At 67.9% G+C, this 9,863-nt stretch carries 8 protein-coding genes and 2 rRNA genes (1 of these 10 running past the window's edge); all 10 read left to right on the top strand.

Features of this window, described 5'->3' with window-relative positions:
- Positions 1-2,567, top strand: a 23S ribosomal RNA gene (locus OG422_RS13820) (it extends 554 nt beyond the left edge of the window).
- 74 nt (positions 2,568-2,641) lie between these two features.
- Positions 2,642-2,758 (top strand): 5S ribosomal RNA (gene rrf, locus OG422_RS13815).
- A gap of 86 nt (positions 2,759-2,844) precedes the next feature.
- Positions 2,845-3,492: an HAD family hydrolase gene (locus tag OG422_RS13810; RefSeq protein ID WP_405743038.1), complete on the top strand. Its 648-nt coding sequence runs from the start codon at positions 2,845-2,847 to the stop codon at positions 3,490-3,492.
- A gap of 85 nt (positions 3,493-3,577) precedes the next feature.
- On the top strand, positions 3,578-4,822 hold the full coding sequence (locus OG422_RS13805) for an MFS transporter (protein ID WP_405743036.1): 1,245 nt from the start codon (positions 3,578-3,580) through the stop codon (positions 4,820-4,822).
- On the top strand, positions 4,791-5,966 hold the full coding sequence (locus OG422_RS13800) for an acetoin utilization protein AcuC (RefSeq protein WP_405743034.1): 1,176 nt from the start codon (positions 4,791-4,793) through the stop codon (positions 5,964-5,966). Before OG422_RS13805 ends, OG422_RS13800 begins: the two co-directional genes overlap by 32 nt.
- Before the next feature lie 176 nt (positions 5,967-6,142).
- Positions 6,143-6,967 carry a phosphatase gene (locus OG422_RS13795; protein ID WP_405743032.1) on the top strand — a complete coding sequence of 275 codons (825 nt, stop codon included), beginning with the start codon at positions 6,143-6,145 and terminating at the stop codon, positions 6,965-6,967.
- Between the two features lie 138 nt (positions 6,968-7,105).
- The gene (locus tag OG422_RS13790) at positions 7,106-7,315 is read left to right on the top strand and encodes a helix-turn-helix domain-containing protein (protein WP_157848084.1); all 210 of its coding nucleotides are present in this window, start codon (positions 7,106-7,108) and stop codon (positions 7,313-7,315) included.
- 119 nt (positions 7,316-7,434) lie between these two features.
- Complete coding sequence (locus OG422_RS13785) at positions 7,435-7,533, top strand: 30S ribosomal protein bS22 (protein ID WP_003948845.1); 99 nt, start codon at positions 7,435-7,437, stop codon at positions 7,531-7,533.
- Positions 7,534-7,780: 247 nt separating this feature from the next.
- Positions 7,781-8,824: an NAD-dependent epimerase/dehydratase family protein gene (locus tag OG422_RS13780; protein ID WP_143943073.1), complete on the top strand. Its 1,044-nt coding sequence runs from the start codon at positions 7,781-7,783 to the stop codon at positions 8,822-8,824.
- A 14-nt stretch (positions 8,825-8,838) separates the two neighbouring features.
- A complete protein-coding gene (locus OG422_RS13775; protein ID WP_405743029.1) occupies positions 8,839-9,834 on the top strand; it encodes a lysophospholipid acyltransferase family protein in 996 nt (331 codons plus the stop codon).
- The last annotated feature ends 29 nt before the right edge of the window (positions 9,835-9,863 follow it).

Genomic DNA, 9,863 nt, shown 5'->3' with positions numbered 1-9,863 from the left:
GGAATGGTGAAAAGTACCGCGGGAGCGGAGTGAAATAGTACCTGAAACCGTGTGCCTACAAGCCGTGGGAGCGTCGCTGTCGTCTTTGGACGGCAGTCGTGACTGCGTGCCTTTTGAAGAATGAGCCTGCGAGTTTGCGGTATGTTGCGAGGTTAACCCGTGTGGGGGAGCCGTAGCGAAAGCGAGTCCGAATAGGGCGTTCAGTAGCATGCTCAAGACCCGAAGCGGAGTGATCTAGCCATGGGCAGGTTGAAGCGGAGGTAAGACTTCGTGGAGGACCGAACCCACCAGGGTTGAAAACCTGGGGGATGACCTGTGGTTAGGGGTGAAAGGCCAATCAAACTCCGTGATAGCTGGTTCTCCCCGAAATGCATTTAGGTGCAGCGTCGTGTGTTTCTTGCCGGAGGTAGAGCACTGGATAGGCGATGGGCCCTACCGGGTTACTGACCTTAGCCAAACTCCGAATGCCGGTAAGTGAGAGCGCGGCAGTGAGACTGTGGGGGATAAGCTCCATGGTCGAGAGGGAAACAGCCCAGAGCATCGACTAAGGCCCCTAAGCGTGTGCTAAGTGGGAAAGGATGTGGAGTCGCAGAGACAACCAGGAGGTTGGCTTAGAAGCAGCCATCCTTGAAAGAGTGCGTAATAGCTCACTGGTCAAGTGATTCCGCGCCGACAATGTAGCGGGGCTCAAGCACACCGCCGAAGTCATGTCATTGCCATGGGAGCCCTAACGGGTGTGGTGATGGGTAGGGGAGCGTCGTGTGCCGGGTGAAGCAGCCGTGGAAACGAGTTGTGGACGGTTCACGAGTGAGAATGCAGGCATGAGTAGCGATACACACGTGGGAAACGTGTGCGCCGATTGACTAAGGGTTCCTGGGTCAAGCTGATCTGCCCAGGGTAAGTCGGGACCTAAGGCGAGGCCGACAGGCGTAGTCGATGGACAACCGGTTGATATTCCGGTACCCGTTGTGAAGCGTCAAACATCGAGCCCTCTGATGCTAAGGCCGTGAAGCCGCCCTGATCTCTTCGGAGTTGAGGGGAGTGGTGGAGCCGCTGATCCAAGGTGGTAGTAGGTGAGTGATGGGGTGACGCAGGAAGGTAGTCCAGCCCGGGCGGTGGTTGTCCCGGGGTAAGGGTGTAGGACGCACGGTAGGTAAATCCGTCGTGCATATAGTCTGAGACCTGATGCCGAGCCGATTGTGGCGAAGTGGATGATCCTATGCTGTCGAGAAAAGCCTCTAGCGAGTTTCATGGCGGCCCGTACCCTAAACCGACTCAGGTGGTCAGGTAGAGAATACCGAGGCGTTCGGGTGAACTATGGTTAAGGAACTCGGCAAAATGCCCCCGTAACTTCGGGAGAAGGGGGGCCATTGCTGGTGATCCGATTTACTCGGTGAGCTGGTGGTGGCCGCAGAGACCAGCGAGAAGCGACTGTTTACTAAAAACACAGGTCCGTGCGAAGCCGTAAGGCGATGTATACGGACTGACGCCTGCCCGGTGCTGGAACGTTAAGGGGACCGGTTAGTCATGATTCGTCATGGCGAAGCTGAGAACTTAAGCGCCAGTAAACGGCGGTGGTAACTATAACCATCCTAAGGTAGCGAAATTCCTTGTCGGGTAAGTTCCGACCTGCACGAATGGCGTAACGACTTCTCGACTGTCTCAACCATAGGCCCGGTGAAATTGCACTACGAGTAAAGATGCTCGTTTCGCGCAGCAGGACGGAAAGACCCCGGGACCTTTACTATAGCTTGATATTGGTGTTCGGTTCGGCTTGTGTAGGATAGGTGGGAGACTGTGAAGCGATCACGCCAGTGGTTGTGGAGTCGTTGTTGAAATACCACTCTGGTCGTGCTGGATGTCTAACCTGGGTCCGTGATCCGGATCAGGGACAGTGTCTGGTGGGTAGTTTAACTGGGGCGGTTGCCTCCTAAAGAGTAACGGAGGCGCCCAAAGGTTCCCTCAGCCTGGTTGGCAATCAGGTGTTGAGTGTAAGTGCACAAGGGAGCTTGACTGTGAGACTGACGGGTCGAGCAGGTACGAAAGTAGGGACTAGTGATCCGGCGGTGGCTTGTGGAAGCGCCGTCGCTCAACGGATAAAAGGTACCCCGGGGATAACAGGCTGATCTTCCCCAAGAGTCCATATCGACGGGATGGTTTGGCACCTCGATGTCGGCTCGTCGCATCCTGGGGCTGGAGTCGGTCCCAAGGGTTGGGCTGTTCGCCCATTAAAGCGGTACGCGAGCTGGGTTTAGAACGTCGTGAGACAGTTCGGTCCCTATCCGCTGTGCGCGTAGGAGTATTGAGAAGGGCTGTCCCTAGTACGAGAGGACCGGGACGGACGAACCTCTGGTGTGCCAGTTGTCCTGCCAAGGGCATGGCTGGTTGGCTACGTTCGGAAAGGATAACCGCTGAAAGCATCTAAGCGGGAAGCCTGCTTCGAGATGAGTACTCCCACCTCCTTGAGAGGTTAAGGCTCCCAGTAGACGACTGGGTTGATAGGCCAGATATGGAAGCCGGGCAACCGGTGGAGTTGACTGGTACTAATAGGCCGAGGGCTTGTCCTCAGTTGCTCGCGTCCACTGTGTAGGTTCTGAAGTAACGACCTGTGTTGATGCCGGGTTGGTCAACTTCATAGTGTTTCGGTGGTCATTGCGTTAGGGAAACGCCCGGTTACATTCCGAACCCGGAAGCTAAGCCTTTCAGCGCCGATGGTACTGCAGAGGGGACTCTGTGGGAGAGTAGGACGCCGCCGAACTATTTTTGAGCTCCGGTTCCCGGAAACCAGTTAGTGGTTTCCGGGAACCGGAGCATTTTTGCGTTCAGGCCCGTTACGCTCGGGAGATGCGCTACGACCTGGTCATTTTTGATAATGACGGTGTGCTGGTGGACAGCGAGCCGATCTCGAACCGGATCCTCGCCGGCCATCTCACCGAGCTGGGCCACTCCACCACGTACGAGGAATCGATACGGGATTACATGGGCTCGGCCATGCACCGTATTCATGACACCGTGCTGGAGCGGTCCGGGAAGCGGCTGCCCGAAGAGTTCGACGAGGAATTCCATGCCCGGGTCTTCGCCGCGTTCCGTACGGAGTTGGAGCCGGTGCGGGGCGTCGGCTCCGTACTGGACCGGCTGGCCGCGGAGGGGGTGCCGTACTGCGTCGGGTCGTCCGGTAGTCATGAGCGGATTCGGGTGGCGCTTCGTACCACCGGGCTTTTCGGGCGCTTCGACGAGGAGCGGATCTTCTCCGCGCAGGACGTCGGGCGGGGAAAGCCGGCGCCGGACCTCTTTCTGCACGCGGCCGAGCGGATGGGCGTCGAGCCGGAGCGTTGTGCCGTCGTCGAGGACAGCCCGCTGGGGGTGGCGGCCGCGCGGGCCGCGGGCATGGACGTGTACGGATTCACGGCGATGACGCCCGCCGCGCGCCTGGGTGACGCCACCGGGCTCTTCGCGGAGATGGCGGAGCTTCCCGCGCTGCTGTCGGTGTAGCCCGCGCAGCCACTCGCCATCGACCGCGGAATGGCGCGGTGATCCATCTACCCCTTGGTAGCGGCGAGTTCTAGGCTGTGCGGCCATGACGGCGCCTCGGGGTCCAGGTTCGCAAGCGCGGTACGGCAGGGTCGCGTTGGCCCTCAGCTTCTTCGTTCAGGGCACGGTGTTCGCGCTTCTGGTGACGCGGATTCCGGCGATCCAGGACCGGTACGGGATCTCCGACGCCGTCCTGCCCGCCTTTCTCGCGGCGGTGCCGGTGCTGGCCGGGGTCGGCAGCGTCCTGACCGAACAGCTGGTGCGGCGGGTGCGGCCGAGCCGGGTGTTGCGCGGGGTGCAGCCGGTGGTCTGTCTGGCGCTGCTGGCGGCCGGTGTGGCCGGTTCGATGGCGCAGGCGGCCGTGGCGCTGGCCGTGTTCGGGCTGGCCGTGGGCGCGCTGGATGCCGCCATGAACATGCTCGGGGTCAGCCTCCAGCGGGCGTACGGCCGGAGCATCATGCTCGGCTTCCACGCCGCGTACAGCCTGGGCGGCATCGTCGGGGCGTCGCTGGCGTGGGCCGGGGCGCACTGGCAACTGTCGCTCGCGGTGCTCTACGGGCCGGTGGTGGCGGTGCTCGTCCCCGTGGCGGTGGTCGCCGGGCGGTGGTTCGTCGACGGGCCGACGGCGGTGGCCACCGAGCAGGGCGGCACCGGTGCGGCGAGCGGCGGGGCGGCCGCCGCCTCGATGCGGCTGCTGTTGCCGCTCTGCCTGGTGATGGCGTGCGCGTACATCGGGGACTCGACGGTCTCCAACTGGAGCGCGAAGTATCTCCAGGACGTGCTGGGCAGTTCCGAGCAGCTGGCGACCGTGCCGTACAACGTCTACATGATCACCACGCTGCTCGGGCGGGCCGTCGGGGATCTGGGGGTGCGGCGCTTCGGGGCGGTCGCGGTGGTGCGCGCCGGTGCGGTCGTCGCGGCCGGGGGCTTCGCGGTGGTGGCGGCGGCGCCGGGCGCGTGGGCGGGGATGGCCGGGTTCACCCTGCTCGGCCTCGGGCTCTGTGTGATCGTGCCGCAGACGTTCGCGGCGGCCGGGCGGCTGGCGTACGAGCGGGACGGTGCCGGGGCGGCGGACGGCGCGATCGCGCGGCTGAACATCTTCAACTATGTGGGTTTTCTGGTGGGTTCGCCGCTGGTGGGGGCGCTCGGGGATGCGTGGAGCTATCGGGGCGCGATGCTCGTACCGATGCTGCTGGTGTTGGTGACGCTGGTGTACGCCCGCGCGTTCGGGCCGTCCGGTGCCCGATACGGTGACGTACATGAGCGGCCGCGCACAGCTGATGTGGGATGAGGCAGTAACGGGCTACGACTTCGGCCGCGGGCATCCCATGGACCCCGTACGGCTGGCGCTGACCATGCGGTTGGTGGAGGCGTTCGGTCTGGACCGGGCGCCGGTGGAGGTGGTCGCGGCGCGGCCCGCGGGCGAGTCGACGCTGCGGCTGGTGCACCGCGCCGACTACCTCGACGCGGTACGGGCCGCCTCCGCCGATCCGGCGGCCGCGGACGCCACGTACGGGCTGGGCACCGAGGACGATCCGGCGTTCCGCGGTATGCACGAGGCGTCGGCGCTGATCGCCGGTCAGTCGGTGGGCGCCGCGGAGGCGGTGGTGCGCGGGGACGCGCTGCACGCGGTGAACTTCGCGGGCGGGCTGCACCACGCGATGCCGGGCGGGGCGGCGGGCTTCTGCATCTACAACGACGCGGCGCTGGCCATCGCGCGGCTGCTGGAGCTGGGCGTGGAGCGGGTCGCGTACGTCGACACCGATGTGCACCACGGGGACGGGGTGCAGGCGGCGTTCTGGGAGGACCCGCGGGTGCTGACCATCTCGGTGCACGAGCATCCGCGGACGCTGTTCCCGGGGACCGGCTGGCCGCAGGAGACCGGCGGGCCGGGCGCGGAGGGCAGCGCGGCCAACCTGGCGCTGCCCGCGGGGACCGGCGACGCGGGCTGGCTGCGGGCGTTCCACGCCGTGGTGCCCGAACTGCTCGGCGCGTTCCGGCCGCAGGTCCTGGTGACCCAGCACGGCGCGGACACCCACATCGAGGATCCGCTGGCGCACCTCGGGGTGAGCCTGGACGGGCAGCGGGCGGTGGCGCTGGCCTGCCACACGCTGGCCCACGAGCACGCGGACGGGCGGTGGATCGCGCTGGGCGGCGGCGGGTATGCGGTGGTGGACGTCGTGCCGCGCGCCTGGACCCATCTGACGGCCATCGCCGCGGGACGCCCGCTCGCCCCGGAGACGCGGGTGCCGGAGGGCTGGCGGCACGAGGTGTTCCGCCGCACCCGGCAGCCCGCGCCGCACCGGATGACCGACGGCGTGGAACCGCGCTGGCGCGACTTCGCCGAGGGCGGCTACGACCCGGCGGACCGGCTCGACCAGGCGATCCTCGCCACCCGCCGGGCGGTCTTCCCGGCGCACGGTCTGCTGCCGTGAGGTGAGCGCGTACGAGGGCGTGCGGGGGGCCGCCTCGTGGTGGAACGGCCCCGGCCCGCCCTCGTACGGACCGGCCCCGGCTTGCCCTCGTATGTCCCGCCGCGTGGCGTTCCCGGTGCGTCCGGATGTGTGACTACCGGGCGGTTCCGGCCCGTAGGCGCGGGTGGCGGGTCAGCATGGGCGCCGTGTCGGGGACCGGTGCGTTGCGCGCCCATCTGATCGAGGCGCGGCTCGCGGGGACCCTCGCGACCCCGCGGGAGAAGAGCCTGGAGCGCTACCGCCTCTTCGCGGCGCGCGACCCCCGGGCGCTGCTGGGGCTCGAACCCGTAGGGGAGTGGCCGGTCGCGGAGGTGCTGCGGCTGATGGCGCGGTGCTGCGGGGTGGCGGCGGACCCGGTGCACACCCGGGGGCCGAACGTGATCGACCCGGACCGCACGCTCGCCGCCCTGGAGCGGTTCGCCGGCCGGATCGCCGCGGCGGCGGCCCGGCGCGCCCCGGTGCTGCTCGGCACCGGCCACCCGCACGGCTTGCTGGAGTTCTACGCCGCGCTCGCGGACGGCCTCGCGGCGGCGGGGTGTGCCGTGCTCACCCCGGGGCGGGGTTTCCACGCCGACTTGACGACGCGGTTCGGCGTACGCACGTACGTACTCGACTACGTACGGGGAGTCGCGCTGATGCGCGGGACCGGCGTGGGGGGCGCATCCGGGGAGGGGCGCGTGCATACCCATTCGCCCCTCCCCGTGCGGCTGGCCCTGGCCGCCGCGGCGGACGGCGGCGGTCCGTTGCCGGAACTGGTCGTCGGTGATCACGGCTGGATCTGCGGTGCAGGTCAGCTGGGGTTTGAGGCGATCGGGCTGGCGGATGCGGACGATCCGGGGCCGTTTGTCGGGGAGGCCGAGGGCCGGGTGTGCGCGGTGGTGCCCCTGGACGACGCGGTGGCCGCCGCACACTACCAGCCGCTGTGGCGCTATGTCCTCAATAGAGCGGAACTGCCCTGGTAGCGGGGCCTTTTACGGTCCCGGTGGCTCCTCTTCCCCACTCGCATCACACGCCCCTAAATTGGGGAGTGAGCGCATAGCGACGAAGAGTGACCGGAGGGGAAGCCGGTGCCCGTCATATGCGGAAGGTGCAGGTGTGGCATGGCTGCGGACCAGAAGCCTCTGAACGAGGTCGTTTTTCTGACGGTGGCGGAGGTCGCCACCGTGATGCGAGTGTCGAAGATGACCGTGTACCGCCTGGTGCACAGCGGTCATCTGCCCGCGATCCGGGTGGGCCGGTCGTTCCGCGTGCCGGAGCAGGCGGTCCACGACTACCTCCGGGAGTCCTACGTAGGCGTCGAATCGGCCTGACGGAGGCTCCCGGGCCCTCGGATTACGCGGTACGCCCGGCGCCGGGTAGGCTGGCCCGATGTAGGTAGTGTGGGCTCGGACGCCCCGCACCGAGTAATTCGAAGTGAGCGAGGGTAGTCGTGGGCTCTGTTATCAAGAAGCGGCGCAAGCGGATGGCCAAGAAGAAGCACCGCAAGCTGCTCAAGCGCACCCGCGTGCAGCGTCGCAACAAGAAGTAAGCGACGCGGATCGCGTTTTCCGTGGCCCCCCACCGCCCCGTGCGGTGGGGGGCCACGGTGCGTTCGGGGCCCGTTCGGCCCGCCCCCGAGGCCGCCCCTGAGGCTGCTCCCGAGGCCGCCCCTGGGGCCGGTGGGGCGGAAACGCGACCGCGGGCAGCGTGAGGTCGTCGTGGCGTGACAGCGACCCGATAGCGTGGAGCGCACAGCTCGGCGCAGGCGGCGGCCGAGGGCGGAAGGAGGGCCGGTCTTGGGCAGGGTCGTGCTCGTCACGGGAGTCGCCCGGCAGCTCGCCGGACGGTTCGTCCGTCGGATCCTCAGCGACCCGGCCGTGGAGCGGGTGATCGGCGTCGACGCGGTGGCCCCCGCGCATCCGCTGGACGGTGCGGAGTTCCTGAAGGCCGACATCCGGCATCCGGCCATCGCCCGCGTCCTGGCCGAGACCGGCGTCGACACCGTCGTCCACATGGACGTCAACGGCACCCCGCTGGGCAGCCGCGGCGGCCGCACCGCCGTCAAGGAGACCAACGTCATCGGCACCATGCAGCTGCTCGGCGCGTGCCAGAAGGCACCCCGGGTACAGCGGCTGGTCGTCAAGTCCAGTACCAGCTTCTACGGTTCGGCCCCCCGCGACCCGGCGGTCTTCGGGGAGGACACCCCGCCGAAGTCGCTGCCGTCCGGCGGGTTCGCCAAGGACGTCGTCGAGGTCGAGGGATACATCCGCGGCTTCGCCCGGCGCCGCCCGGACGTCGCGGTGTGCGTCCTGCGCTTCGCCAACGTCCTCGGGCCGTGCGCGGACTCCCCGCTCGCCGAGTACTTCTCGCTGCCGGTGCTGCCGACCGTCCTCGGGTACGACCCGCGGCTGCAGTTCGTACATGAGGAGGACGCGCTGGCGGCGCTGCTGATCGCGGCGTCCGAACCGCGCCGGGGGACGCTCAACAGCGGCACGTTCAACATCGCGGGCGACGGCGTGCTGCTGCTGTCGCAGACCGCCCGCCGGCTCGGGCGGCCGACGCTGCCGCTGCTGCTGCCCACCGTGACCTGGGCGGGCGCCGCGCTCCGCGCCGTCGGCGTCTCGGACTTCTCGCCGGAGCAGATCCGGCTGCTCACCCACGGCCGGGTCGTCCGCACCACGCAGATGCGCGAGACGCTGGGCTTCGACCCGCAGTACACGACGGCGGAGACGTTCGCGGAGTTCGCCCGCAGCCGGGGCCCGGGGCTGCTGCCGCCGGACTGCCTCGCCCGTACCGTCGACCGGCTCGCCGACGCGCTCTGCGCGCGTCCGGCCCAGTGAGGAGTGCACGCGAGATGGCGGACGCCAAGGTCATTCCGTTCGGCGAGGAGCCCCGGGCGCGCCGCACGGCCCGGCGGCCGGTGAACGGCACCGCGGTCCCGCTCACGCCGGTACCGGAGGCCCGCACCGGCGGCCCGTCGCGCCCGGCGCAGCCGGCGGCACGCGGCGGCCGCTCGCTGGACGACCGCCTCGCCGGGGGCCTGCGCTTCCTGCGGCGGCGTCTCACCGGCGAGTACGAGGTCGACGACTTCGGCTACGACGAGGAGCTGACCGACCAGGTCCTGATGTCGTTGCTGCGCCCGCTGGCCGAGAAGTACTTCCGGGTCGATGTCCGGGGCGTGGAGAACATCCCGGCGGACGGCGGTGCGCTGGTCGTCGCGAACCACTCCGGGACGCTGCCGCTGGACGGCCTGATGCTCCAGGCCGCGGTGCACGACCACCACCCGGCCGACCGGCATCTGCGGCTCCTCGCGGCCGATCTGGTCTTCGTGCTGCCGGTGGTCAGCGCGCTGGCGCGGAAGGCCGGGCACACCCTGGCCTGCGCGGAGGACGCGCAGCGGTTGCTGGAGCGCGGGGAGATCGTCGGGGTGATGCCGGAGGGGTTCAAGGGCATCGGCAAGCCGTTCGCGGACCGGTACAAGCTCCAGCGCTTCGGGCGGGGAGGATTCGTCTCGACGGCGCTGCGGGCCGGGGCGCCGATCGTGCCGTGCTCGATCGTGGGCGCCGAGGAGATCTACCCGATGATCGGCAACGCCAGGACGCTGGCGCGGGTGCTGGGGCTGCCGTACTTCCCGCTGACGCCGACGTTCCCGTGGCTCGGGCCGGTGGGCGCGCTGCCGCTGCCGACGAAGTGGACGATCCAGTTCGGCGAGCCGATCGCGACGGACGGCTATCCGCCGGAGGCGGCCGACGACCCGATGCTGATGTTCAACCTCACCGACCAGGTCCGGGAAACGATTCAGCACACGCTGTACAAGCTGCTGGTGCAGCGCCGGTCGGTTTTCTTCTGACACCCGGTTTTCTTCTGACAGCGGTACGG

The organism is Streptomyces sp. NBC_01525, assembly GCF_045040405.1.
GTDB lineage: Bacteria > Actinomycetota > Actinomycetes > Streptomycetales > Streptomycetaceae > Streptomyces > Streptomyces benahoarensis.
The sequence above is the reverse complement of the archived record's forward strand: the minus strand, read 5'-3'. Positions and strand labels throughout refer to the sequence as shown.